Here is a 23,660-nt window from a genome sequence, read left to right as displayed (position 1 = left end):
AATCATTGTGCTCTAAAAGCAACGCTCAGGTAAGCTTAGTTGTCGCAGCATCTAAAACAAGACCAAATGGAAGATCCAGCGCCCTTATCTGCTCATCACTCATACGCCGTATTACATCTATGGCTATAAATTGTATATTCGTTAACCCCTCTGATTTCTTTTGATCCACTAGCTTGGTCTCGTTTTTGATGACAGTGAGCGCCTCCGGCTTAGAATTCACTTTGGAAAGCATCAGTCTATAATCCTCGACCTCTATTGCGTCTAGGCCGTGCGCTAGGGCCTGCTCAACGAACTTCTTCAAGATTTCCGAGCGACGTATGCCATCCCACCGTTGTACTTCTGCCCCTCCACACTCAGTGCGGAGGAATGGGATCAATTTTCGGTGTAATTCCTCAGGCTTAGTCTCAGTCAGGAGAGTTTCAGCCATGTTGTTCACAGGCGAAGGAAGCGAAGCCACGAATTCTCGAGCGACCTCGCGGTAATTTTCAAGAGAAAAAGGGAGGAAGCTTACAGCGCCATCGACTGGTTCGTTTTTAACGTGGCATACAAGCTTGTTTGCAACTATTGCAGTAGCATACCTAGAAAGGGGATTACTGATAGCATACCAAAAAAATCTAGCATTTCGAGGTGTAAAGCTCAACGGCTCACGAGCGCTAGCAGGCTCGCCTAGTTCGGAAGAACCTACCAACACTTCATATATCTCTGCCTGACCAACAGCATGCTGGGCTTTGAGCACGACCATATCGCTCAAATGGTCTCTAGCGAATTTTCTAAGGCCACCGAATTGACGCACAACTATTTGACGCTCGATTACTGGTGATGCTCTCAGCAGCAATTCCCCAAGCTGACTACCTAAAATTGTCGGGCCAGTGAGTGTTTGTTTGAGATGAGCTTTTAACGCTGGTAGATCCACAATGGACAGAAATTCGAATTTTGCAGCTGGAACAGTGACTATTGATTGCTCTGACATTCGCATCCTTAGAGTTTCGTGGTCCAGATGGAGTAACGGCTCGGATATCTCCGAGCCGTACCGAATTCTGCTGCGTATCCTACATGAGGTAGGTACCCAAGACTAAAGCACTTATCGATAGCGACAAACGCGTGCCTTCCGTTCGCGCGATGGTTCTTCCTGGGTAGGATATACCATCAGGCATCTTCTCGTTCATTTCTGTCGAGTCCCAATACCCTCCATTTCTCGGGGGGCGCGCCTATAACTCATAGTATCCGGCGGTTCAAAGTTTTGTCAAGCCTCTGAACAAGCGTAAAATGCGTGCCATCGACACCCAAAAATGGCTCACAGCCGTTGCGGAGACCTGCACCCTCAACGATGAGAGGGATGAGGAAACTGCAAGTGATGAAACCCAAAATTTCCAAGCTGCGCGGAGCAGGGGTAGGAAAGTCGGGGTCTGTCTTTTTTTAAATTACTAAACAGAAAGCTACGCTTCCTATCTGAACAGCGCCGCCGTCAAGGAACGCTTCGCCTTCGACGGCACGGTGCTGCGCGGCGTCCCGCAAAGTGAACCGCTGTGGCAACTGGCGCTGCGTTTTACCAATGGCGCCCTGAGCGATGCAGTCGGCAAGCGGTATGTCGAGATGTATCTGCCGCCCGAAACCAAGCCGCGCGTGATGGCCATGTTTAACAATTTCGTGGCCTCGTTCAAGGACGGCATCGACCAGCTCGACTGGATGGGACCGGAGACCAAGAAGGAAGCCCAAGCCAAGCTGGCGGCATTAAAGCCCAAAATCGCCTATCCGGACAAGTGGCGCGACTACCGCGCCATGCACACGCAAAAGCATGACCTGATCGCCAACGTGCGGGCGGCGCGCGCCTGGAGCCACCAGCAAAATCTCGGCAAGCTCGGCAAACCGGTCGACCGCGACGAATGGTGGATGACGCCGCAAACCGTCAACGCCAGCTACAGCCCAGAACTGAATTCAATCACGATTCCGGCCGCGATCCTGCAGCCGCCATTCTTCAATGTGAAAGCCGAAGATGCGGTCAATTACGGCCTGCTTGGCATTACCTTCGGCCATGAGATCAGCCACGCCTTCGACGACTCCGGCAGCCAGTACGATGCCCATGGCCGCCTGCGCAACTGGTGGACCGCGCAAGACAGTAGCGCCTTCAAGGCGCGTGCCGCAGGCTTGGTCAGGCAATATGGCGCCTACAGCCCCGTGCCAGGCTACTTCATCAATGGCGAGCTGACGCTGGGTGAAAACATCGCCGACAATTCGGGCTTGTCGGTCACCTACAAGGCCTATGAACGTTCGCTGCAAGGCAAGCCGTCGCCCGTGCTCGACGGCCTGACCGGCGAACAGCGCCTGTACATCGGCTTTGCCACGAAATGCCGCGCCAAATTGCGCCCTGAGGCGGCGATTGCACAGATCAAGAGCGATCCGCATGCGCCGGGCGAATTCCGCGCCAAGGGCACCGTGATGAACCAGCCTAGCTTCTATGAGGCGTTCGACATCAAGCCGGGCGATCCGATGTATCTGCCGCCCGAGCAACGCGTGATCATGTGGTAAGGATGTAAACGGACTCACGTTTTCACGCTGTGAACTTGAGGGATGCGCCCTGGCTTTCAAGCAGTTTCCGCAGCGATCCCTCATTCAGGGATGGCTGGCTTTTGAACGCCTCGGAAAAAAAATCCATGAACGCGCTGGCCCTGCGTGGCATCAGCCTGCTGGCAGAATAGACGATCAGGATCGGCACCGGCTTCGGGCTGAAGTCGGTGAGCAGCAGCTTCACGTCACCGCTGCGCACCGCATCCTCGAACATCCACAGAGGACCATACCCTATCCCCAGTCCATCGATCACGGCCTGATGGACGCCATCGAGCGTGTTGGACTTCATGCTTCCCCTGATGACCGCCTCTCCATCGCTGAAGAGCCAGGAGGTACCTGCGAAAAAAAGGGTATAGGCGATGCAGTTATGGTTCGCCAGGTCTGCCGGCGCCTTGGGCGCCGGCTTTTTTTGCAGGTAGCCGGCACTGGCGACACACACGCGCTCCGATGCGCCGATGCGCCGGGCGCGCAGGGTACTGTCCTCCAAGGTGCCGATGCGGATTGCCAGGTCCACGCCCTCTTCCACCATATCGATGAAGCGGTCGCTGATCTGGACATCGACTTCCATTGTCCGGATACTGTTCGAGAAATTTCACCACCCAAGGCAGCAGCTGGGTGCGGCCGAGTGAAGTCGGACAACTCACCTTCAGCAAGCCGCTGGGTTTATCCTCTCCCCTGGCATTGGATTCGGCCTCGGCGATCGCGTCGAAGACCCGCCTGACCTCCGCATAGTAGCGCTCGCCTTCAGGGGTCATCGTCAGTTTGCGCGTCGAACGGTGCAGCAGCCGCGTACCGAGATGCTGTTCCAGCGCCGCGATGTTCCGGCTCACGTTGGGCTGCCCAGTCCCCAGCTCTCGCGCCACGGCCGAAAAGCTGCCGGTTTCAACCGCGCGCACGAAGCACTGCATTAGTAGAAAACGATCCAATTGACACTCCTAAAATCACATTCATGCTATCGAGGCATAGGCATTATACGGTTGCGTGGTCTTATCGGTTGATGGCCTCGCCCCGATACTTTGGTCATGGGGAGCTTGGATGCAAGGGAAAACGAAGCCCTCGCGACAAACGCCTTTTTTAACCTGACCATCACTGGAGTATCGATATGAGCAATCTTAAAGGTAAAGTAGCAGTCGTCACCGGCAGCAGCAGCGGCATTGGCCTGGCAACGGCGCAACGCTTCGTCAACGAAGGCGCATACGTCTTCATCACCGGCCGCCGCCAGTCCGAGCTGGACAAGGCCGTCGCGCTAATTGGCAGCAACGTCAGCGCCGTGCAAGGCGACGTCAGCAGCATGGCAGACCTGGAGCGCCTGTACGCCGCCGTCAAATCCCAAAAAGGCAAGCTGGACATCGTCGTGGCGAACTCCGGCATCGTGGAGCCGACGCCCATCGATGACGCCAACGAAGCGCACTACGACAAGACCTTCGGCATCAACGCCAAAGGCTTGTTTTACACGGTGCAAAAAGCGCTGCCGCTGATGGGCAAGGGCGGCGCTATCATCCTGGTATCGTCGATCGCATCGACCAAGGGTTTCCCTGGCTACGCCACCTACAGCGCCACCAAGGCGGCAGTACGTTCGTTCGTCCGCACCTGGACCGCGGAACTGAAAGAACGCGGCATCCGCGTCAACACCTTGAGCCCGGGGCCAATCGATACGCCGATGATCGACAGCCAGGCTGAAACCAAAGAAGGAGCCGACCAGGTGCGTGCGTTCTTCGCTACCCAGGTTCCACTGGGCCGCATGGGCGAAGCGCACGAAATCGCTGCCGCCGCGCTGTTCCTGGCATCGGATGAAAGCGCCTACATCGCCGGTATCGACCTGCCAGTCGACGGCGGCATGGCCCAAGTCTAACTGTGGCCGGGCGCCTGCGCCGGCAAGGCGCAGGCGCTTATCCGCAGCGCCTGCGCACATGTGCGGGCTCTCTTTAAACACGCAAGCTAACAGGAACGATCATGTCCCTTTCCATGTACGATGCCTCCATTCCCGTATTGATACGCGGCCTGGGCATCATGTCGCACTACCTCGACAAAGTAGCGGCCTACGCGGCCGAAAAAAATATTCCGCAATCCGTGCTGCTGCAATCGCGCCTGGCGCCGGACATGCTTCCTCTGGCTGGCCAGGTTCAACGCGCCAGCGACAATGCCAAGGGCGGCGCGGCCCGTCTCGCCGCGATTGCCGGCCCCAATTTCCAGGATACCGAAACCACGCTCGAAGAGCTGCAGGAATCCGCCCAGCCGCGATGTGGCGGCGCCGCACGGCCGCGCCGCATAATAGATCGATCTGCATGACATGAAGAGCCAATAGCAAGTTCAATCTTTGCAATCCTTGACCAAGTCGGAATACTTTCTTGGATACGCCTCGTTCAATACAAAATTCTTACTGCCAAAAGAATAGATACTTGAACCTTCACTCCCTAAAAGGAAAAATATTTTATCTCCGCCTTGTAAAATATATTTCCCACTGCCAGATCCCCCATCAACTTCAGCGTCATTGATCGAGGAAAATCGATATTTCCACAATTCATGATAACCGTCGCAGGCAAGCTCCACCATCCGCTTCTTCTCAATATTATTGTTCACTAACTGCGTTGGCAATTTTCCTGTCACCGCCAAATAAATTCCAATATATTCCAGTGTGCCATCTCTATTTGCCGGCTTGATAATCATATTTTTTAAAACAAAATAAGATAGTGAAAACACACCAACAATAACAAGATAAAAAATCAATCCAATAACTTTAACTCCATATTTCTCATATCGAATTAATTTTCTTTTCCTCTCTTCATATCTTATTTCAGATCTTATCCGCCAACGACCTCTTGGGCCAAGCTCTTTCCATTTTAAATTTAAAGGCCCTGTATCTCTCGCAAGAATTCCAAAAGTGCACCTCTCAGCCTTAGCCGCCTTCGCAATTTTATAACGTAGCAGCCTTTCGTTCTTCTTTTCAAAACTGCGTCTACGAATTCTTACTAAAGAACTTCTTTGCGTGTGCCATTCATCCCATATCCCCAACATTGATGCGTAAACAATAGCAAAAATTAAAAGGGCAATACAATAAATCCAAGGAGAAACAAGGGTCAAACCTTTTACTATTTTCTCATATGTACCAATAGAAAAAGTATATGATGAAATTCCCGCTACCGAATTCCAACCTTGATAAAATGAATCACCCGCAGCATATCCTAAAATTCCTATGACAGAGACTAGTAACGCAAAAATCTCGAAAGGATGAGAAATCATGAATCCTAATACGGGAAAAAATTCCTTATAAGAGTGGGAATATTTATTTTCCTTACTTACTTCTCCGCTCAAATCAGAGGCCACAAATTAACTCCCGTATTCAATTTTAATTCCACAAAATAACAGAGAAGGAATTTTTCTGTCAGTCGGAATCTGCTTATCTTAGCAAAATAATCCGTGCTTCCAATCCGCCCTGTTCGCGGTTATGCAAGCTCAAACTGCCGTGATGCGCCAGCACGATGGTTTGCGCGATGCTCAGCCCCAGGCCGAAACCGCCGGTGCTGCTGTTGCGCGATTGTTCCAGGCGGTAAAACGGTTCCAGCACTTGCTCCAGCATGGCCTCCGGTATGCCGGGGCCGTGGTCGCTGATGGTGATGCGCAATTGCCGCTCATCGTCTTGCACGCTGACGTCAGCCCGCTCGCCATAACGCACCGCGTTGTCGAGCAAGTTTTGCAGGCAGCGTTTCAGGCTGCGGCCATAGGCCGGCAGCGGCGCGGCCTTGCCGTGCACGGTGATTTCGGCGCCGATTTCGCTGAAGTCGGTTTGCAGGCTCAGCAGCAAACTGTCGATGTCGATCAACTGCTTTTCTTCATGCACCTCGATGTCTTGCACCACGTTCAAGGTGGCGGAAATCAGGGCGTCCATTTCATCGAGATCCTTGCGGAATTTTTCTTGCTGTTCGGGCTGGCGCAGCATTTCGGTGCGCAATTTCATGCGCGTGATCGGCGAGCGCAGATCGTGCGAGACCGCCGCCAGGAAACGCGTGCGTTCGGCGATGTTGGCGATCAGCCTGCGCTGCATGGCGTTGAAAGCCTGCGCCGCCTTGCGCACTTCCAGCGGGCCGCTTTCGGTCAGCGGTTCGCTGTGCAGATTGGCGCCCAGCCGCTCGGCCGCGCGCGCCAGCCGGTTCAGCGGACGCATCACCAGCCGCACCGCCAGCAGCGCGATGACGATGATGGCGGCGATGCGCAGCAGATAGATGCGCCCCAAATAATCGAACAGCGCGCTCAGCGGCGCCATGCTCATGCCGGCCTGCCCTTCGCGCGCGTCCGCCTGCAGCCAGGCGCCATCGGGCAATTGCACTTGCAGCCGGAAATGGCCGGATGGGTATTCGGTATGCAGCAAGGTCAGCAATTCATCCTCGCCTTCATGGTCGCCATCGAGGTGGATGTCGAGCATGCGGATATTCAATCGTTTGCCGGTTTCATGCTGCAGCACTTCTTGCAGCAACTGGGCCAGCGCCGTCACGCTGCGGTCGGACGATTGCATGGCGGTGCTCGGCATCGCCAGCAATTGCAAATGGAAATCGGTGCTGCTCAGCGCAGCGATCAATTGATCGCGTTCGCCCGCATCGGCCGCATCGAGGATGCGCAAGCTATGACCCAGTTTGGCGGCCACCAGCCGGGTCGGCATTTCCAGCGCCTTGCCGTAACGCATGTCGTACCAGATGGTGCCGGTCAACATTTGCGCCAGCAACATGCCGATCACCAGGATGATGGCGAGCTGGCCCGACAGCGATTGCGGCCACAAGTACTTCATGCCTGCGGATCGACCACGGCGGTCAGCATGTAGCCGGCGTTGCGCACGGTGCGTATCAGCGATGGCGCGCGCGGATCGTCGTCGAGCTGCTGGCGCAAGCGGCTGATGCAGACGTCGATGGCGCGGTCGAAGGGCGCGCTTTCCTTGTCATACACGCGGCCCAGCAAATAATCGCGGCTCAACGTGCGGTTCGGGTGGTTCAGCAATTCGCGCAACAGCAAATAATCGGAACCGCCCAGCGTGATCGTCACACCCTTCGGCGACAGCATCTGGCGGGCTTGCGTATCGAGCCGCCAGCCCGCGAAATGGATGTAGGGAATTTGCTCGATTTCACTTTGTTCGGGAAAGCTGCGCGCGCGGCGCAAGATCACCTTGATGCGCGCCAGCAATTCACGGGGATCGAACGGTTTCGGCAGGTAATCGTCGGCGCCCACTTCCAGGCCGACGATGCGGTCGATCAGCGTGCCGCGCGCGGTCAGCATGATGACGGGCGTGTTGCTGCGTTTGCGCAATTCGCGGCACAGCGTCAAGCCGTCGTCGCCCGGCAGCATCAGGTCGAGCACGACGATGTCGACCGGCACGGCCAGCAGCAAACGGCGCATCTCTTCGCCATCGGCGGCGGCCGAAGTGCGGTAGCCATTGCCTTGTAAATAGTCGGTCAGCAACTGGCGAATTTCGGGATCGTCGTCGACGATCAATACGTGGTCTGCTTTTTTCATATTCCTGCAACATCGGTGGAGTGGCCGCTGCGGATTGTCGACCGCCGCGCTGTTGTTTTGCGCCCATGAATTGCAATGAAATGTTGCGAATCATAACTTCAACACATTTCATTACATTCGACCCGGCTATCAACATATCGCCAGGACAGTCACGCCCTATAGTTTAACGCTAATGAGAATCATTATATTTAATAGTGGGAAATTATATGAACAATCGCAGCAAAACGGTTTCTGAATTGAATGGTTTACCACGCCGCCAAGCCCTGTCGGCGGCGGTCGGCATGGCGCTGGCGTCGCTGGCCCTGCCGGCGCTGGCGGCCGATGCCGATGCGGGGCCGGCAAGCCCATCGGCCGACAAGCCGGTGCAATTGAAGGCGGTGATCGTCAAGGGCGAGCGCGAAGCGCCAGCCTACAAACCGGAACACCTGAGTTCGCAAAAATTCACCCAGCCGCTGCGCGACACGCCGCAAAGTATTTCCATCGTGCCCAAGGAAGTGCTGACCGAACAAAATGCGCAAAACCTGCAAGATGTGCTGAAGAACGTGCCCGGCATTACCTTCACTTCCGGCGAAGGCAACCTGGGCTGGGGCGATATGTTCACCATCCGCGGCTTCTCGTCCGAACAAAGCCTGACGGTCGATGGCATGCGCGACGCCGGCTTGTCGAGCCGCAACGACACCTTCGACCTGGAACAGGCCGAAGTATTCAAGGGCACCGGCTCGATCGAATCGGGCGTGTCGGCGGTCGGCGGCAGCGTCAACCTGGTCAGCAAGGAAGCCGAATTAGGCAATGACTACAATGCATCGATCGGCGCCGGCAGCGCTTCGTATGGCCGCGTCACCGGCGACTTCAACCGTCAATTGAGCGACACCAGCGCCTTGCGCATCAATTTGATGAAGCAAAAGAACCAGGTGGTCGACCGCGACAAGGTCAAGTACGACCGCCAGGGCGTCGCCGCCTCGCTCGGTTTCGGTCTCGACACCGATACCCGCGGCTTCATCGACGTATTCCACCAGGAAGATAACAATGTGCCGGACGGCGGCTTGCCGATCCCGCGCGGCACTGGCGGACAAGTGATGCCGGGCATCGCCGACAGCGCCTGGTTCGGCGCCGATTCCTATGTGCAAAAGACCAAGTCCGATTCCGTGACCGGCAAGCTGGACCATGATTTCAGTCCGAACGCCAAGATCCATACCCAGTTGCGCTGGGCGCGCACCGACAATATCGGCGTCCTGTCGCCGGCCCGCTTCCAGGCTGGCAACGCCAAGGGCGGCTCGCTGGGCACGTCGCTCGGTTATGTGGGTGTCGGCGGCTTGAGCAATATCGCCGGCATTCCGTCGTACACCAATTTCAGCAATACCGGCAGTGACTCCAGCATGCAACATTATGGCGTGCTGCGCGGCAGCGATTTCGGCACCTCGAAACGCTACAGCACACTGGGCGCGCAAACCGATCTCACCTTGAAATTCGATACCGCCGGCTTGCATCACGACCTGGTCACCGGGCTCGACCTGTACCGCGAAACCTATGGCGACTTGCAGCGCACCATCGATGCACCGCTCGGCAACCTGTGGTTCGACTTGAGCAATCCGAACACCGCCTTCGCCAGCGCGCCTACCGTCAAGGGCAGCGCCGGCCTGGTGTCGCGTTTGAGCAATGCGGGGGTGTATGTCAGCGACACCATCAGCTTCACGCCGCAATGGCAAGCGCTGGCCTCGCTGCGCTATGACGACTGGAAGGCCGTCACTTCCCAAAAAGGCGTGACGCTCTCCGACAGCAGCGCCGGCGCCGTCAGCGGCCGGGTCGGGCTGGTCTACAAACCGGCCAAGGATGGCAGTATTTATGTTTCCTACAGCCAGGCGGCTGAACCGTCGGCGGTCGGCGCATCGACCAACAACAATATCTTCGGCACGGCCGCCGCGTCGGTGTATAAACCGGCCACCGCCAAGACCACCGAGCTGGGCACCAAGTGGGATTTGCTGCACGATAAGTTGTCGCTGACCGGTGCGATATTCCGCTCGGAATTGAGCGATTCCTGGGAGTATGGCGACGACGACACATCGCCGGTGCGCGCATTGCCGGCCAAACGGGTCGATGGCATCGAACTGGGCTTGCAAGGCGACCTGAGCAAGGAATGGTCGGTGTTTGGCGGCTTGTCGCATTTAAAAAGCGAACAGACCAAGGGCGTCAACCAGGGCAGCGAAGCGAAGAACGTGCCGGACTGGTCGCTGAACCTGTGGACCTCGTATGAAGCGACGGCCGGCTTGAAGTTCAGCTATGGCGCGCAATATGTCGGTGAACGGCGTTATTCGGACAATACCTACGTCGGCGGCTTGCGCAATAACAGCAGCAGCGTCAGCGGCCCGGCCGGCATCGCACCGGTGTATGTGCTCGATACCGAAAAAGCGCCGTCGTACTGGGTGCACAGCATTGCCGCGCGCTACAAGGTCAGCAAGAACCTGGCCTTGAACGCCAACGTCAACAACCTGTTCAACAAGTTCTACTGGTCGCGCATCGGCTCGTCGCTGGACGGCTTCCAGCTATATGGCGTGCCGGGCGCCGGACGCACCATCACCGTCAGCGCCGACCTGAGCTTCTAAGATGGTCAGCGTGGCGCAATTGAACGCCATCGGCGCCGACGATTTCGCCGCGCTGATGGCCGGCCCGCCCGCCGCCGCCACGCCATGGCTGCGCGTGGCGGCGCAGCAAGGCGTGCCGCGCGCGCAAGCGATCCTGGCGCAGCGCCTGCTCGACGGCCATGGCTTGCAACGCGATCCGCATGAGGCGCTGCATTGGTTCCGCGTCGCCGCCGAGCGCGATGAGGTGGAAGCGATCAATATGCTGGGACGCTGCCATCAACATGGCTGGGGCACGTCGCCCGACATGGCGATGGCGGTATATTGGTACCGGCTGGCCGCCAAGCGCGGCGATCCATGGGGCATGTATAATTTTGCCAATCTGCTCATGAGCGGCCTCGGCATCGAGGCCGACCGGCCGGCCGCGTTGGCCTGGTATCAAAAAGCGGCGGCGACGGGACATGCGAAGGCGGTCAATATCGTCGGCCGCTTTTTTGAAGAAGGATGGGAAGTGGCGCCAGATGCCGAACGGGCGTTTGACTGTTACCGGATGGCGGCCGAGGGCGGCGATTTCCGCGGGCAATTCAATTGCGCGCGGGTATTGCTAGAACGCGGTCAGGTCGATGCGGCGCTGGACATGATCAGGCGCATTCCGCGCAGTGCAACGCCGGCGTTCCTGCATAATCTGAAAGGCTGGCTGCGGTCGTCCGGCGAGCAGCGTTTGCGCGACGAAGCCGACTCTATTTGAACAACCATGTTACTGCACCTCAAGCAAGTACTCACTGAGAACGACGTCGCGCAGGCCCGTGCACTGCTGCAGCAAGCCCCCTGGACTGATGGCCGGGCCACGTCCGGCCAGCAGGCGGCGCACGTCAAAAACAATCGGCAACTGGCCGAGCAATCTGCCGTGTCGACGGCGCTGCAGCAACTGGTCATGGCTGGATTAAAACGCCATCCGCTGTTTTTCACGGCGGCCTTGCCGAAACATATTTCTCCACCATGGTTCAATTGCTACAGCGGCGCGGCCAACAGTTATGGCGACCATGTCGATGCGTCGGTGCGCTATCTATCCAATGGCAACAGCTTGCGCGCCGACCTGTCGTGCACCTTGTTCCTCAGCGATCCGGACGCTTATGACGGCGGCGAACTGGTGCTGGCCGATGCGTACCGTGAAGAATCGATCAAGTTGCCGGCCGGCGACATGATCCTGTATGAAAGCGACCGCGTGCACAGGGTAGCGCCGGTGCGTTCCGGCCAGCGCCTGGCCAGTTTTTTCTGGATCGAAAGCATGGTGCGCGGCGCAGACCAGCGCCGCCTGCTATTCAATATGGACCACCATCTGCGGCAATTGCGGGCCACGCTGGGCGAAACCGATGGCGCCGTGGTCGGCTTGAGCAGCACCTATCACAACCTGCTCAGGATGTGGGCCGGCGCGTAAACATGACCATGAGCGATCTCCCCGTATTGCAAGCGGTTCCGGCCGGCATCCTCAGCCTGGCCGACCATGAAGCCCATGCGCGTAGCCAACTCGACGCCCATGCGCTGGCCTATTTCAGCGGCGGCGCGGCCGATGAAATTACCGTGCAAAACAATCGCGACGGCTGGAACAAATTGTCGTTGCAGCCGCGCGTGCTGCGTGCGCTGGCTGGCGGCCACACGCGCACCGACTTGCTGGGCCGCACGCTCGAACATCCGATCCTGCTGGCGCCGGTGGCCTTGCAGCGCCTAGCGCACCCGGACGGCGAACTGGCGTCCAGCTTCGCAGCGGCGATGCAGGGCGCCGGCATCATCCACAGCACCCAAGCGAGCGTGGCGCTCGACATCGTCGCCCGCGCCGTGCTGGGTCTGCAGCAGCGCGGTCCGCTGTGGTTCCAGCTGTATTTGCAGCACGACCGGGGCTTCAGCCGCGAACTGGTACAACGCGCCGAACAAGCCGGCTATGAAGCGCTGGTGCTGACCGTCGATGCGCCCACCGGCGGCGTGCGCGACCGCGAGCGGCGCGCCGGTTTCCGCTTGCCGGAAGGCATATCGGCGGTCAACCTGGCCGGCATGCCACCAGCGCCGGCACTGAATCTGCACGCAGGCCAGAGCGCCTTGTTCGACGGCTTGCTGCACGCCGCGCCGACCTGGGACGACATCGCCTGGCTGCAAAGCATCACCTCGCTGCCGATCCTGCTCAAAGGCATATTGCATCCGGACGACGCGCGCCAGGCCGAACAAGTGAATGCGGCCGGCATCATCGTGTCGAATCACGGCGGACGCACGCTCGACACGGCGCCCGCCGCCGCCGCCGTATTGCCGCGCATACGCGGCGCCGTGTCGGCCGATTTTCCGATTCTGGCCGATGGCGGCATCCGGCGCGGCACCGACGTGCTGAAAGCCATCGCGCTGGGCGCCAACGCGGTACTGATCGGCCGGCCGTATATTTACGGACTGCACAATGCCGGCGCGATGGGCGTGGCCCACGTGCTGCGCCTGCTGCGCGATGAACTGGAAGTCGCGATGGCCTTGTGCGGCTGCAAGACGGTGGCCGACATTTCAAGCGCGCTGATTTTCCGCGAATAGAAAAAACAAACCTTGACGCCGCCGGCCGCTTTAGCCGCGGCCTGCGCACATTGGTTTAAGGTTTGATCAGCATTTCCTGCGCCAGCCAGGTTTGCAGAAAACCGGCCAGGCGCAACACCAATTCGCCGTCGCCATTCGCCAGGTCGCAAATTTCGCCGAACGACTGGCCTTGGCGGATGCCATCCAGCGCCGCAAATTCCAGCGGGCTCAGCGAACGGAAATGCGGCTGGCCGGCGGTGCGCCATACCAGCCAGCAGGTCGCCTCGGCCGACTCCAGCGCATCGGGCGGTGTCATGTCCTCACCTAATGTTTGCCACAAGGCCACGGCATTCCAGTGCAGCGCCAGCAATTGCACCGATGGATGCAAGCCGAATCTCAGGCCGGCCCATTCGTCCGGCGCCACCATGCTCAGGTCGCCAGCATTCAGCGGCGCCACATCGGACGCGTCGAACGCCAGGCCCAGCGACCATTCGAACGCCGCCAGTTCGGCAACAAAGGGATAATCCGGCAACTCGGCCGCGACATGCGCGGCAAACTGGCCGCCATACCAGCGCAGGCTGCGGAACTCGGACGGATGGGCGTCCAGGTAGGAACTCGCCAGGTCGGCAAACATGTCGTCGCCGACATACGACCAGGTTTTATCGAACGATTCCGACAGCGCTTCGCGCATGCGGCTGCGGTAGGAATTGTAATAAATCGCCAGCCTTTGTTCGGCATTCAAGCCGAACTGTTCGGAAATGGCGGCGGCGATGGCCGGAGGTTTCCCATCGGGATCGCCGGCGCCGCCCAACACGTAATGCTGGAAATCGCTCTGGATCTGTTGCAAGCCGCTCATGCGGCCTCCTCGGCATGCAATACGCTGCCGGCCAGCGTACGCGCGCGCTGCAATTCGGCGGCCAGTTCGGGCAAGGGCGGGATATTGTCGTCGCGCTCGATCATCGTGGCGACCGGGCCGAAGCGGCGCAACGCGTCGGCATACAGCGCCCACACCGGATCGGATACCGCGCGGTCATGCGTATCGATGATGCAGCCCTCTTGCACGCTGTGCCCGGCGAGGTGGATTTGCTGCACCCGCTTGGCCGGCATCGCGCGCAAATACATGGCCGGGTCGAAGCCGTGGTTGACGCTGCTGACATAGATATTGTTCACGTCCAGCAAAATCAGGCTGTCGGATTCTTCCGCCACGGCGGCCACGAAATCCCATTCCTGGAACGTGTCGGCATTGTAGGTCAGGTAGCTGGAGACGTTTTCCAGCAAGATCGGACGCTCCAGGTAATCTTGTACGCGGCGCACATTGCGCACCACGGTTTTGATCGCTTCATCGGTGTAAGGCAGCGGGAACAGGTCGTGCATATTCTTGCCATGCATGCCGGTCCAGCATAAATGGTCGGACAGCCACAGCGGCTGCACCCGCTGCATCAGCGCCTTCAACTGGCGCAGGTAGTCGTCAGACGGACCTTCCGGCGTGCCGATCGACATCGAAACACCATGCATCACCATCGGATAATCCTGCCGTATCGCATCCAGCATGGCCAGCGGTTTGCCGCCGGGAACCATGTAATTTTCGGACAGGATTTCAAACCAGTCGATGCCGGACGTGGCCGGGCTGGTATGGAGCAAGTCGTTGTAATGGCTGGGACGCAAGCCGAGGCCAAAGCCTGGCGATGGCTGGGTGAGGTTGGCTGGCATGGCGCTCTGTCTGGTCGGTATCATCGTCAACATATCAATACAGCGGCAGGCGGCGCCGGGAAACCGGCGCCGCCCGACAGGATTATTTATCCAGATTGATGATTTTGCCTTTTTTGGCCAGGCATTCGCCGGCTTTGGCTTTGACGAAACCGTGGCCTTTGCAGGTGTTTTGGCCTTTGCAGGCGTTTTCCGCGGTGGCGCATTCGCTTTGGCCTTTGCAGCTATTGATGCCTGCGCAGCTGACGCTGTCGCCGGCGGAAACGCTGCTGGTAGCGGCCAGTACCGAGCCCGACATGGCCATGGCGGCGACAGCAGCTGCGATCAGGGCGCCGGATTTGATGGTGGTGATAGCGTTATTCATTATGTTCTCCAAGTGCATTAGTGGTGGGGTCAAACATCCAGGAGTCAAAACTGGCCGGTATCAGATGGCACAGTGTTTCGACTATAGCTCTGTCGTTTCGGCAAGTAAATTACTTACACAACTTTAAAAAAATATTTTTTATTCGTCTGCCAGACCTGCAATACAGGTATAAGCAAGCTTGGACAGGCCGCAAATCGCGGCCACATCACGCCGGCCGCACCGGGCTGCCGGCTGCGCCGCGCTAGCCGCGAACCAGCCCCCCGATTACAGGGGCTTGCTTGCATTCACGTAGCGAGTCATCGGATAGCCGGCCTGCTGCACACGCTCTGTAACAGAGGCGGATTATTTATCCAGATCGATGATCTTGCCTTGTTTTGCCAGGCATTCGCCGGCCTTGGCCTTGACGAAACCGTGACCCTTGCAAGTGTTTTGGCCCTTGCAGGCGTTTTCCGCAGTGGCACAGTCGCTTTGGCCCTTGCAGCTGTTGATGCCTGCGCAGCTGACGCTGTCGCCGGCGGAAACGCTGCTGGTGGCGGCCAATACCGAACCCGACAAAGCCATGGCGGCGACAGCAGCTGCGATCAGGGCGCCGGATTTGATGGTGGTGATAGCGTTATTCATGATTTACTCCAAATATTTAAGTGGTGGGGTCGGACATCTTGGGGACGAAACCAGCTGCATAATCAGGCGCAATGTTTCGGCTTATAACTCTGTCGTTGTCACATACAAATTACTTACACACCTGGAGAAAATATTTTTATCGCTCACCACATCTGCCATACAGGCCGCTCCTGGCCCGATACGACAGTAGCGGCCGACAGCATCACACCGGCCTATGCTGCGCGGTCTGGCCAAACAGCACTTTCTTCGAGTCTTCGCTGACGGTCGGCTGCAGATTGACTTCCGCCGCGCGGGCGTAGGCGCGCTGGGTTGCCGGGCGCGCCGCGACGGCCGCGAACCAGCGCGCCAGGTGCGGGAAGTCGGCCAGATCCTGGCGCTGCCGCTGATGCGGCACGATCCACGGATAGATCGCCATGTCGGCGATCGAATAGTCGTCGCCGGCGACGAAGGCGCGGTCGGCCAGGCGCCGGTCCAGCACGCCGTACAGGCGGTTGGTTTCATTCACGTAGCGGGCGATCGCGTACTCGATCGCTTCCGGCGCATATTGCACAAAATGGTGGTTCTGGCCGGCCATCGGCCCCAGTCCGCCCATCTGCCAAAACAGCCACTGGCTGACTTCGGCGCGGCCGCGCACGTCGCCGGGCAAGAACTTGCCGCTTTTTTCAGCCAGGTATTGCAGGATGGCGCCCGATTCGAACAGCGCAATCGGCGGACCGCCATCCAGCGGCGCCTGGTCGACAATCGCCGGGATGCGGTTGTTCGGCGCGATCGCCAGGAATGCCGGCTTGAATTGCTCGCCCTTGCCGATATGCACAGGGATGATGTTGTAGGGGATGCCTGCTTCTTCCAGCAGCATCGTGATTTTGTGGCCGTTCGGCGTGGTCCAGTAATACAGATCGATCATCGGTTCTCTCTCTGATGTAAAAGGATGCCTACCGCGGATCTTCGCGATTTCAATACGACCGTTGACAATCGTCGCGCCGCGACAGGCTTGCACCGATATAATGCCACGTAAGCGGAAACGGCATGGCGCCGGCTTATTTCGGCGGTGCGCCCTGCGTTTTGTTGCTTCGATTGGTGTCGCTGTAGAATATGGAAAACAACGTGGAAAACAACGCCATGCGCAAGCTCCTGATCCTTTTGATGCCCATGCTGCTGACAGCTTGTGTCAACGACAGCGCCTCGTACTACATCGATGGACGCGACTATGCACTGAGCGTGCGGCGCCAGCAAGATTACTTCTGGCAAGACCAGGCCAATGTGACGCTGATGGTGTCGCACCTGCCGGATTGCCAGCGCCGCCATACGCTGGCCACGGCGGTAGCGGAAGATGTCAAGGTGGAAGTGTTTGCCGCCGGCGACGGCTTGTGGAATATCCGTCTCGGCAATCAGTTATGGCAGGCGGAAACGAATACCTGCAATAAGCTGGTGGAATTGCAGAACGATCCGAAGGCCGACCTGGGCCAGCCGGTCGGCGCCTTCGAGGTACAGGACGACAACAAGCTGGTGTTCGTGCCGGAGTCCGGGGCGCCGGCCGGCGCCGCCGGAACAACTGCTCCAGCCCAATAAATTACTGCAGGACCAGTCCGCGCCCCGGCCTGGCCGGGGCGCCGCGCGGCGTCGCCGCAGGGCGTACCGGAGCCGCTTCCTCCAGCTCGAAGCGCGACACCAGCTGCGCCAGGTTGCCGGCCTGATCCTGCAAGCTGCCCGCCGCCGCGGCCGCCTGTTCCACCAGCGCCGCGTTTTGCTGGGTGACGCCATCCATTTCCGTGATCGCCTGGTTGACGTGGCCGATGCCGGTGCTTTGCTCGTGCGAGGCGGCGGTGATTTCGGACATGATGTCGGTCACCCGCGACACGCTGGCCACCACCTGGTCCATGGTGGTGCCGGCCTGCGCCACCAGCGCGCTGCCGGCGGCGATACTGTCGACCGAATCGCCGATCAGCACCTTGATTTCCTTGGCCGCCGCCGCGCTGCGGTGCGCCAGGTTGCGCACCTCGGTCGCCACCACTGCGAAACCGCGTCCCTGCTCGCCGGCCCGCGCCGCTTCGACGGCCGCGTTCAGCGCCAGGATATTGGTCTGGAACGCGATGCCGTCGATGACGCTGATGATATCGACGATACGGGTTGCCGAATCGTTGATGGTCTGCATCGTGTCGATGACTTTGGCCACCACCGCGCCGCCCTGCTGCGCCACTTCGGACGCCGCCTTGGCCAACTGGTTCGCCTGCACCGCGTTTTGCACATTGTGGGCGACGGTCGACGTCAATTGTTCCATCGAGGCGGCGGTTTCTTCCAGCGAGCTGGCTTGCATTTCGGTGCGCGCCGACAAGTCCATATTGCCGCTGGCAATTTCACGCGAGGCGGTGGCGATGGTGTCGGCGCTGTGGCGAATTTCGGCAATGGTGCTGGCCAGGTTGCTTTGCATGGTTTTCATCGCAAACAGTACGCTGCCCTTGTCATCGGCATGAGTGGTGACCGTGCCGCTCAAGTCGTTGTGCGAAATTTTTTCAGCCACTTGCGCCGCATATTCCGGTTCGCCGCCGAGCGCATGGCGCAGGCTGCGGTTGATCGCGATGACGATCGCCGACAACGCCCCGCACAAGATCACCAGCAAGCCCAGCGATTTCCACAGCGCGGCCTGGAACGCCTGGTCGATATCGTCCATGTAGACGCCGACCATCACATTCCAGCGCCACGGCTTGTAACCGGCCACCCGGCTCAGTTTCGGCACCGCCCCGCTCTGCCCCGGCCGCGGCCACACGTAGCGCACAAAACCGGCGCCGGTCTCGCTCATGCCGGCCGCCACGATATCGCGGTACATATACGTGCCGTTGGCGTCCTGGAAGTCGATCATGTTCTTGCCATTGTTTTCGGGCTTGAACGGGTTCATCAAGGCATAACCGTCGAAGTTGGTGATGGTCAGATAACCGTCTTTGCCGAAGCGCATATTCTTGATGATCGCGGTAGCCTGCTCTTGCGCCTGTTCCTTGCTGATCTTGCCGGCCGCGGCCTGTTCGCCAAACAGCTTGATGGTGCTCAGGCCCAGGTCGGCGATATTGCTCAGGTCGGCGCTGCGCTCTTCGATGCGTATCTTGCGCACTTCAAAGGCGTCATACACGAAGATACCGGTAATACACAGCAGGCTGCACAGCAGCGGTATCCATAATTTTTGTTGAAACGAAAGCTTTTTCATGTGGGGTCTCCGGCGATATCAGACAGCCCCACAATACGACGTAAGCCTGCTAAATTTCATGCGAATAAACAATGTTTAACCAACATTACTGTTAATCTGTTGCAACTTACAACAGCCGCCCGGCGGCCAGCAAATGGCCAGCCTTGCAGTTGCCGCGCAAAAAAATGTGTCAGAATGACAGACTTGCACGCATCTTTCCCGTCCATCCACCGATCCATCGATATCCCATGAAAAAGACATTCGCCGCGGCACAGGCATACACCACGCTGACGCTGATCTTGACGGCCGGCATGGCCAGCACCGCCATCGCCGCGCCGGCCACGCGCGCGCCCGCCGCCGCCGTGGCGGCCGCCAGGAAAATCGACGGCGCCAGCTTGCTGGGCCACATCAAGATGCTGGCGTCGGACGATTTTGAAGGCCGCTCGCCCGGCACGCCCGGCGAACTCGCGACAACCGAGTACCTGCGCCGTCAATTCGTCAAATTGGGATTGGCGCCGGGTAATCCGGATGGATCGTATTTCCAGAAAGTGCCGCTGCTGGCCGTCACGTCCCAGCCCACCTTCCGTTTTTCGACCGGCGCCAAGAGCACGACCTTGAGCTTCCCGCAAGACTTCGTCGCCTGGTCGCCGAATCCGACCGCCAAACTGGAGATTCCAGCGTCGGAAATCGTCTTTGTCGGTTATGGCGTGCAGGCGCCGGAATACCAGTGGGACGATTACAAGGGGGTCGATTTGCGCGGCAAGACCTTGCTGATGCTGATCAACGATCCGGCGATTCCCGATCCGCGCGATCCATCGCGCCTCGATCCGGCCATGTTCGGCGGCAAGGCGATGACCTATTACGGCCGCTGGACCTATAAATTCGAAATGGCAGCCAAGGCCGGCGCCGCCGCCGCGCTGATCGTGCATGAAACCAAGCCCGCGGCCTATCCATACGAAGTAGTGCAAAACAGCTGGGGCCGCGAAAATTTCGCGATTAAAAGCGATGGCGCCAATCCGGATTTCCCGCTGCTGCCGGGCTGGATACAACTGGACCGCGCCAAGGATATTTTCCGCTCGGTCGGCTACGATTTCGACACGCTGAAAAAAACCGCCCTGTCGCGCGACTTCAAGCCGGTGCCGCTGGACGTGACGGCCACCATCGGCGCCGACAGCACCTGGCGCGACGTCGGCTCCAACAATGTGATCGGCAAGATCGAGGGTTCCGACCCGCTGCTGAAAAACGAATACATCATCTATAGCGCGCACTGGGACCATTTCGGCATCGACACCAGCTTGCCGGGGCCGCGCACGCAGCAAATCTTCCATGGCGCCAGGGACAATGCGTCCGGCGTGGCGGCGCTGCTGGAAGTGGCCAAGGCCTACAAGGCGCTGCGCGTGGCACCGAAACGCAGCATATTGTTCCTGATGACCACCGGCGAGGAACGCGGCCTGCTCGGCGCGCAATATTACGCGCGCCATCCTTTGGTACCGCTGAACAAGACCGTGCTCAACATCAACGTCGACGGCTTGAACCTGTGGGGCCGTACCAGGGATATCGAAATCGTCGGCTACGGCAAATCGACCAGCGACGAACTGGTGGCCAAGGCCGCACGATGGCAAGGCCGCGTGGCGCTGCCCGATACCAAGACCGAACGGGGCTCGTTCTACCGCGCCGACCAGTTTGAATTCGCCAAGGTCGGCGTGCCGGGAGTCTACCTGAAGGACGGCAACGACTTCATCGGCAAGCCGCCAGGCTACGGCAAGGATAAAGTCGAGCAATACATTGCCCACGATTACCACAAGGTCAGCGACGTCGTCATGCCCGGCTGGGACATGCGCGGCGCGGTCGACGACGTGGCGCTGCTGTTCCATATCGGCTACGACGCGGCGCAAGACAGCAAACAACGTCCGGTCTGGAACCGAGGCGCAGAATTCAAGGCCGCGCGCTAAGCGCGAGCCACTCCATTAAGAAACGAGAAGAAACAGCATGACCAAGATCGAAGCCATCAAACGCATCAACGACCGCCTCGGCAAACCTGCGCTGACCGACAAGAACACCCATTTTTCCAGCGTGGTGGCATATGGCACGGATGAAGGCTGGTGGCTGAAAATCCCGTTCCTGACCTTCAAGCAGGATTTGCATTTCGTGCTCAACAATGAAAAGACCAAAAGCTTCCAGCACCTGACCATCAAGGGCGGCCAGATCCTCAGTCCGGCGATGAAATTCCGCAGCACGGACGGCGCCGCCGACGCCTTCATGACGGCGGCCGCGCCGAAGCGGCTGATCGATTTGCTGCAAGGCGGCAGCAAGTACAACTTCACCAAGCATGTGGTCAGCGAGTACCGCTATTAACCGTCCGTTCCAGTCATGAAGATTGCCAACACCTATATTATCGGCCTGGGCGCGCTGGGCGCCATTTATGCCGCCAGCCTGTACGATATGGACCCCAAGTCGGTCAAGATTATCGCCAGCAAAAAAAGAAGCGCGGCGTTCCAGCAGCAGGGCATCGTCATCAATGACAAGCACTATGACTTCACGTTCATCGAACCGGGCGACGCCACGCAAGCGCCGGCCGACCTGATCATCGTCAGCGTCAAACACCACCAGTTGCCGGATGCCATCAATGACATCGCCGCCTTCATCGGCAGCGGCACCATCATCATTTCGCTGCTGAACGGCGTGTCCAGCGAGCAAATGATAGGCGCGGCCCATGGCATGGACCATTTGCTGTATGCATATGGCGTGGGCATGGATGCGGTGCGCGATGGCAAGCAGATTGTCTTCAAGAACAAGGGAAAAGTCGTGTTCGGCGCCCACAATAACAAGGTGCTGTCCGGCCCTGTCGCGGCCGTCAAGGAACTGTTTGAACAAGCCGCCATCCCCCATCAGATCCCGGAAAACATGTATCAATCCCTGTGGGGAAAGTTCATGATGAATGTCGGCATCAACCAGGCGTCGGCGGTGCTGCGCGCGCCGTATGGCGTATTCCAGCAAAATGCACAGGCGCGCCAGCTGATGCTGCTGGCGATGCATGAAGTAATGGCCATTTCGCAGAAAATGGAGATCAACCTGACGCAAACCGACCTGGATGGCTTCATGCACATCATCGGCACGCTCAATCCGGCCGGTAAGACGTCGATGCTGCAAGATGTCGAGGCCGGCCGCCAGACCGAAGTGGATATCTTCGCCAGGGCGGTGATCGAGCTGGGCGCACAAGTTGGCGTGCCGACGCCGGTGAACCAGACCTTGTTCAACATCATCAAGGTGATCGAATCACAGGCGGGCTAAGACCGCTGGCGGTCCGCGGGAATCAGGCGGCAACTTGCCGCAGGGCTTCCCGCAAGGCCGATACGGCGAGACCATCGCCGCTCAATTTCGCCGCAATACGCAGCATCTGGCTCCGATTACGCTGGTAAACAGCATCCGGCGTGGCCTGGACATCGCGCAACTTGCCGGCCGCCGCTTGCTCAATCCGATCATGTGCCGATGGCGCCGATTCGAGCAGGCTGAGCAAATCAACCTGGAACTTTTCCGTTTCCAGTACCACTCAAAAAAAAAGCTCTTCCGGACACTAATCCTGCTGGATGTGATGCCAGTGATTTTCACCACACTCAGCACTCAATCGAACGAACCAATCCCTTAGGAACAGAATGTTACCTTTTAGAACCATTCCTCCCAGAATGCCTGCCGAAATTCCTTCAACCAGTTTCGCTCCTGCCGGGCCAGTTACTGAGGGCCGGCCACGTCAAAACACCAACCCTGCTGGCGGAACAGGCTCTCCATCGTTACCAAAATACCCCGATCAAGCCAAGACTCGAGGCAACTTTGAGAGAACATTGTTAAAACAGGAAAGAACTTCATTTAACGCGGGAGAACAGCCACCATTTGCCCCGCGAACTTTCCAGAAAGGCGACCTGGTTTATGGACTTGAAAAAGGTCCTAACGGAGAAAGGGCAAGGAAATATCATATAGATTATCGGCTGAAAGCCAGGCTCACTCCATGCAGGATAGATAATTACAGAATAGCCCAACATGAACGTAATAACGATCAAAAAATGCCTCCTGCTGAAGAGACATCGTTCAAAGACACGTTAAAGCAACATTATAAATACAGGTCTGCATTAATGGCGAAATCACCCAATAATACTGAAAATAGCATTTTACGCAGGAAGGTAAAAGGCGGTTTATATTGGGCCACCAGCGTTGCAAAAAAACATGTGCATTTTGTGCTGGATGGACTTGACATGGAAGCAGTAGTGCGGAAATCGGCTTCCTATGACAATCCAACAGGTTCAAATAATGAACAGTCAAACACGGCCAAGACGCGCGCTTATACAGGAGCGGAATTACGCTGGATTTACAGAAATCGAAATAATCCCGATGTACAAAGCCATGTGCATTTTGTAAAAGAAGGAAAACCATGTCCTCCACCATGGGTGGAATACAGCACAAAAGTCATTAAATTCAAGCAGGATAATACAATGGAAGAGATAGAAACAAAGTACGATGTCAAAGCGCTGTGGGAGCAATATACTCCTCAAAGCAGCTTTCCTCCTCCGAAAACGGATGGACATTCTCGATTGAAATAAAAGATCATCTATGCAGG

At 58.1% G+C, this 23,660-nt stretch carries 24 protein-coding genes and 2 pseudogenes; 14 read left to right on the top strand and 12 right to left on the bottom strand.

What is annotated here, in order from left to right; all coding sequences use genetic code 11:
• Nucleotides 1–25 precede the first annotated feature (25 nt).
• Nucleotides 26–970, bottom strand: a complete 945-nt coding sequence (locus tag GJA_RS27040; protein ID WP_144241399.1) for a hypothetical protein — start codon at nt 968–970, stop codon at nt 26–28.
• A gap of 476 nt (nt 971–1,446) precedes the next feature.
• Here GJA_RS27040 and GJA_RS28455 point away from each other — a divergent pair.
• A pseudogene (locus GJA_RS28455) lies at nt 1,447–1,743 on the top strand (M13 family peptidase); the annotation flags it as partial.
• 36 nt (nt 1,744–1,779) lie between these two features.
• Nucleotides 1,780–2,526, top strand: coding sequence for a M13-type metalloendopeptidase (locus GJA_RS28450; protein ID WP_339325674.1), 747 nt, complete (start codon nt 1,780–1,782; stop codon nt 2,524–2,526).
• A 22-nt stretch (nt 2,527–2,548) separates the two neighbouring features.
• Here the strand turns inward: GJA_RS28450 and GJA_RS28575 are convergent, their stop codons facing one another.
• Both GJA_RS28575 and GJA_RS28570 read right to left on the bottom strand, forming a co-directional pair.
• Nucleotides 2,549–3,133 carry a substrate binding domain-containing protein gene (locus GJA_RS28575; RefSeq protein ID WP_339325647.1) on the bottom strand — a complete coding sequence of 195 codons (585 nt, stop codon included), beginning with the start codon at nt 3,131–3,133 and terminating at the stop codon, nt 2,549–2,551.
• A 229-nt stretch (nt 3,134–3,362) separates the two neighbouring features.
• Nucleotides 3,363–3,473 (bottom strand): annotated as a pseudogene (locus GJA_RS28570) (helix-turn-helix domain-containing protein); the annotation flags it as partial.
• A gap of 194 nt (nt 3,474–3,667) precedes the next feature.
• Here GJA_RS28570 and GJA_RS01055 point away from each other — a divergent pair.
• Both GJA_RS01055 and GJA_RS01050 read left to right on the top strand, forming a co-directional pair.
• The gene (locus GJA_RS01055; RefSeq protein WP_038487783.1) at nt 3,668–4,417 is read left to right on the top strand and encodes an SDR family NAD(P)-dependent oxidoreductase; all 750 of its coding nucleotides are present in this window, start codon (nt 3,668–3,670) and stop codon (nt 4,415–4,417) included.
• Between the two features lie 101 nt (nt 4,418–4,518).
• Nucleotides 4,519–4,854, top strand: a complete 336-nt coding sequence (locus GJA_RS01050; protein ID WP_081905195.1) for a DUF1993 family protein — start codon at nt 4,519–4,521, stop codon at nt 4,852–4,854.
• A 21-nt stretch (nt 4,855–4,875) separates the two neighbouring features.
• Here the strand turns inward: GJA_RS01050 and GJA_RS27035 are convergent, their stop codons facing one another.
• From GJA_RS27035 to GJA_RS01040, 3 genes are all read right to left on the bottom strand, one after another.
• The gene (locus tag GJA_RS27035) at nt 4,876–5,889 is read right to left on the bottom strand and encodes a hypothetical protein (protein WP_144241398.1); all 1,014 of its coding nucleotides are present in this window, start codon (nt 5,887–5,889) and stop codon (nt 4,876–4,878) included.
• A gap of 73 nt (nt 5,890–5,962) precedes the next feature.
• On the bottom strand, nt 5,963–7,345 hold the full coding sequence (locus GJA_RS01045; protein ID WP_038487779.1) for an ATP-binding protein: 1,383 nt from the start codon (nt 7,343–7,345) through the stop codon (nt 5,963–5,965).
• Nucleotides 7,342–8,064, bottom strand: a complete 723-nt coding sequence (locus GJA_RS01040) for a response regulator (RefSeq protein WP_038487776.1) — start codon at nt 8,062–8,064, stop codon at nt 7,342–7,344. Before GJA_RS01040 ends, GJA_RS01045 begins: the two co-directional genes overlap by 4 nt.
• 206 nt (nt 8,065–8,270) lie before the next feature.
• Here GJA_RS01040 and GJA_RS01035 point away from each other — a divergent pair, with 206 nt between their 5' ends.
• The 4 genes from GJA_RS01035 to GJA_RS01020 are packed head-to-tail and all read left to right on the top strand — an operon-like array spanning nt 8,271 to nt 13,205.
• Nucleotides 8,271–10,664: a TonB-dependent receptor gene (locus GJA_RS01035; RefSeq protein ID WP_051780111.1), complete on the top strand. Its 2,394-nt coding sequence runs from the start codon at nt 8,271–8,273 to the stop codon at nt 10,662–10,664.
• 1 nt (nt 10,665) lies between these two features.
• Complete coding sequence (locus tag GJA_RS01030; RefSeq protein WP_038487774.1) at nt 10,666–11,388, top strand: tetratricopeptide repeat protein; 723 nt, start codon at nt 10,666–10,668, stop codon at nt 11,386–11,388.
• 6 nt (nt 11,389–11,394) lie between these two features.
• Complete coding sequence (locus GJA_RS01025; RefSeq protein ID WP_038487771.1) at nt 11,395–12,078, top strand: Fe2+-dependent dioxygenase; 684 nt, start codon at nt 11,395–11,397, stop codon at nt 12,076–12,078.
• 8 nt (nt 12,079–12,086) lie between these two features.
• Nucleotides 12,087–13,205: an alpha-hydroxy acid oxidase gene (locus tag GJA_RS01020; RefSeq protein WP_038498264.1), complete on the top strand. Its 1,119-nt coding sequence runs from the start codon at nt 12,087–12,089 to the stop codon at nt 13,203–13,205.
• 55 nt (nt 13,206–13,260) lie between these two features.
• Here the strand turns inward: GJA_RS01020 and GJA_RS01015 are convergent, their stop codons facing one another.
• From GJA_RS01015 to GJA_RS00995, 5 genes are all read right to left on the bottom strand, one after another.
• Nucleotides 13,261–14,040: an HvfC/BufC N-terminal domain-containing protein gene (locus tag GJA_RS01015; protein WP_038487769.1), complete on the bottom strand. Its 780-nt coding sequence runs from the start codon at nt 14,038–14,040 to the stop codon at nt 13,261–13,263.
• On the bottom strand, nt 14,037–14,894 hold the full coding sequence (bufB, locus tag GJA_RS01010) for an MNIO family bufferin maturase (protein ID WP_038487765.1): 858 nt from the start codon (nt 14,892–14,894) through the stop codon (nt 14,037–14,039). The genes GJA_RS01015 and bufB overlap by 4 nt, the downstream gene beginning before the upstream one ends.
• A gap of 82 nt (nt 14,895–14,976) precedes the next feature.
• On the bottom strand, nt 14,977–15,255 hold the full coding sequence (gene bufA2, locus GJA_RS01005) for a BufA2 family periplasmic bufferin-type metallophore (protein WP_038487762.1): 279 nt from the start codon (nt 15,253–15,255) through the stop codon (nt 14,977–14,979).
• A 342-nt stretch (nt 15,256–15,597) separates the two neighbouring features.
• Nucleotides 15,598–15,876, bottom strand: a complete 279-nt coding sequence (bufA2, locus tag GJA_RS01000; RefSeq protein ID WP_038487758.1) for a BufA2 family periplasmic bufferin-type metallophore — start codon at nt 15,874–15,876, stop codon at nt 15,598–15,600.
• Between the two features lie 202 nt (nt 15,877–16,078).
• Complete coding sequence (locus GJA_RS00995; RefSeq protein WP_038487755.1) at nt 16,079–16,780, bottom strand: glutathione binding-like protein; 702 nt, start codon at nt 16,778–16,780, stop codon at nt 16,079–16,081.
• A gap of 215 nt (nt 16,781–16,995) precedes the next feature.
• On the opposite strand from GJA_RS00995, the gene GJA_RS00990 reads away from it, so the two are divergent.
• Nucleotides 16,996–17,445, top strand: coding sequence for a hypothetical protein (locus tag GJA_RS00990; protein ID WP_038498262.1), 450 nt, complete (start codon nt 16,996–16,998; stop codon nt 17,443–17,445).
• 1 nt (nt 17,446) lies between these two features.
• Here the strand turns inward: GJA_RS00990 and GJA_RS00985 are convergent, their stop codons facing one another.
• The gene (locus GJA_RS00985; protein WP_038487752.1) at nt 17,447–19,072 is read right to left on the bottom strand and encodes a methyl-accepting chemotaxis protein; all 1,626 of its coding nucleotides are present in this window, start codon (nt 19,070–19,072) and stop codon (nt 17,447–17,449) included.
• A 227-nt stretch (nt 19,073–19,299) separates the two neighbouring features.
• Between GJA_RS00985 and GJA_RS00980 the strand changes: the two genes are divergently transcribed.
• Genes GJA_RS00980 through GJA_RS27025 form a run of 5 tightly spaced genes read left to right on the top strand, consistent with a single transcriptional unit; the run spans nt 19,300 to nt 23,643 of the window.
• Nucleotides 19,300–21,003, top strand: coding sequence for a M28 family peptidase (locus tag GJA_RS00980; RefSeq protein ID WP_051780110.1), 1,704 nt, complete (start codon nt 19,300–19,302; stop codon nt 21,001–21,003).
• Between the two features lie 37 nt (nt 21,004–21,040).
• Nucleotides 21,041–21,406 carry a hypothetical protein gene (locus tag GJA_RS00975; protein ID WP_038487749.1) on the top strand — a complete coding sequence of 122 codons (366 nt, stop codon included), beginning with the start codon at nt 21,041–21,043 and terminating at the stop codon, nt 21,404–21,406.
• A 15-nt stretch (nt 21,407–21,421) separates the two neighbouring features.
• Entirely contained in the window at nt 21,422–22,342 is a 921-nt protein-coding gene (locus tag GJA_RS00970) for a ketopantoate reductase family protein (RefSeq protein WP_038487747.1), read from the top strand.
• A gap of 34 nt (nt 22,343–22,376) precedes the next feature.
• The gene (locus GJA_RS27030; protein ID WP_144241397.1) at nt 22,377–22,697 is read left to right on the top strand and encodes a hypothetical protein; all 321 of its coding nucleotides are present in this window, start codon (nt 22,377–22,379) and stop codon (nt 22,695–22,697) included.
• 7 nt (nt 22,698–22,704) lie between these two features.
• On the top strand, nt 22,705–23,643 hold the full coding sequence (locus tag GJA_RS27025) for a hypothetical protein (RefSeq protein ID WP_144241396.1): 939 nt from the start codon (nt 22,705–22,707) through the stop codon (nt 23,641–23,643).
• Nucleotides 23,644–23,660 lie beyond the last annotated feature (17 nt).

This window comes from Janthinobacterium agaricidamnosum NBRC 102515 = DSM 9628, assembly GCF_000723165.1.
Classification (GTDB): Bacteria; Pseudomonadota; Gammaproteobacteria; order Burkholderiales; family Burkholderiaceae_D; genus Janthinobacterium; species Janthinobacterium agaricidamnosum.
Note: the sequence above shows the minus strand (reverse complement) of the source record. Positions and strands in the feature narration are given on the sequence as shown.

Coding starts and splice junctions, on each gene's coding strand:
- GJA_RS01030 (WP_038487774.1), top strand. CDS start 10,666: ATGGTCAGCGTGGCGCAATTGAACGCCATCGGCGCCGACGATTTCGCC.
- GJA_RS00990 (WP_038498262.1), top strand. CDS start 16,996: ATGCGCAAGCTCCTGATCCTTTTGATGCCCATGCTGCTGACAGCTTGT.
- GJA_RS28575 (WP_339325647.1), bottom strand. CDS start 3,133: ATGGAAGTCGATGTCCAGATCAGCGACCGCTTCATCGATATGGTGGAA.
- GJA_RS01025 (WP_038487771.1), top strand. CDS start 11,395: ATGTTACTGCACCTCAAGCAAGTACTCACTGAGAACGACGTCGCGCAG.
- GJA_RS00995 (WP_038487755.1), bottom strand. CDS start 16,780: ATGATCGATCTGTATTACTGGACCACGCCGAACGGCCACAAAATCACG.
- GJA_RS01015 (WP_038487769.1), bottom strand. CDS start 14,040: ATGAGCGGCTTGCAACAGATCCAGAGCGATTTCCAGCATTACGTGTTG.
- GJA_RS00980 (WP_051780110.1), top strand. CDS start 19,300: ATGAAAAAGACATTCGCCGCGGCACAGGCATACACCACGCTGACGCTG.
- GJA_RS28450 (WP_339325674.1), top strand. CDS start 1,780: ATGCACACGCAAAAGCATGACCTGATCGCCAACGTGCGGGCGGCGCGC.
- GJA_RS27025 (WP_144241396.1), top strand. CDS start 22,705: ATGTTACCTTTTAGAACCATTCCTCCCAGAATGCCTGCCGAAATTCCT.
- GJA_RS01045 (WP_038487779.1), bottom strand. CDS start 7,345: ATGAAGTACTTGTGGCCGCAATCGCTGTCGGGCCAGCTCGCCATCATC.
- GJA_RS00970 (WP_038487747.1), top strand. CDS start 21,422: ATGAAGATTGCCAACACCTATATTATCGGCCTGGGCGCGCTGGGCGCC.
- GJA_RS01055 (WP_038487783.1), top strand. CDS start 3,668: ATGAGCAATCTTAAAGGTAAAGTAGCAGTCGTCACCGGCAGCAGCAGC.
- GJA_RS01040 (WP_038487776.1), bottom strand. CDS start 8,064: ATGAAAAAAGCAGACCACGTATTGATCGTCGACGACGATCCCGAAATT.
- GJA_RS01050 (WP_081905195.1), top strand. CDS start 4,519: ATGTCCCTTTCCATGTACGATGCCTCCATTCCCGTATTGATACGCGGC.
- bufB (WP_038487765.1), bottom strand. CDS start 14,894: ATGCCAGCCAACCTCACCCAGCCATCGCCAGGCTTTGGCCTCGGCTTG.
- GJA_RS00975 (WP_038487749.1), top strand. CDS start 21,041: ATGACCAAGATCGAAGCCATCAAACGCATCAACGACCGCCTCGGCAAA.
- bufA2 (WP_038487762.1), bottom strand. CDS start 15,255: ATGAATAACGCTATCACCACCATCAAATCCGGCGCCCTGATCGCAGCT.
- GJA_RS01035 (WP_051780111.1), top strand. CDS start 8,271: ATGAACAATCGCAGCAAAACGGTTTCTGAATTGAATGGTTTACCACGC.
- bufA2 (WP_038487758.1), bottom strand. CDS start 15,876: ATGAATAACGCTATCACCACCATCAAATCCGGCGCCCTGATCGCAGCT.
- GJA_RS27040 (WP_144241399.1), bottom strand. CDS start 970: ATGTCAGAGCAATCAATAGTCACTGTTCCAGCTGCAAAATTCGAATTT.
- GJA_RS01020 (WP_038498264.1), top strand. CDS start 12,087: ATGAGCGATCTCCCCGTATTGCAAGCGGTTCCGGCCGGCATCCTCAGC.
- GJA_RS00985 (WP_038487752.1), bottom strand. CDS start 19,072: ATGAAAAAGCTTTCGTTTCAACAAAAATTATGGATACCGCTGCTGTGC.